Consider the following 239-nt stretch of genomic DNA (forward strand, 5'->3'; position numbering starts at 1 on the left):
TTGAAAGTAATAGAAAAAGATGGTAAGCGATATATCTTCACCAAAGTAAAAGATGGGGATAAAGAAACAGGTCAAGTGGTAGAAGGGACAACATCTGTAACATATATCTATAAAGAACTTGGAAAGTACATTCCATATATTCCTGAAAATCCAGGAGATGGTTATGAACCAAATAAACCAGGAACAGACGCACCTCCAGTGCCATATGATGAGACACCAGAAGAGCCAGGAAATAATCC

At 37.7% G+C, this 239-nt stretch carries 1 protein-coding gene; it reads left to right on the top strand.

Going from position 1 to position 239, the window contains the following annotated elements; translation table 11 throughout:
• The coding region (locus CD111_RS12550) for a hypothetical protein (protein WP_158245697.1) at nucleotides 1-239 on the top strand (239 nt) is incomplete at both ends.

The sequence above is a fragment of the Mammaliicoccus stepanovicii genome (assembly GCF_002902525.1).
GTDB lineage: Bacteria > Bacillota > Bacilli > Staphylococcales > Staphylococcaceae > Mammaliicoccus > Mammaliicoccus stepanovicii.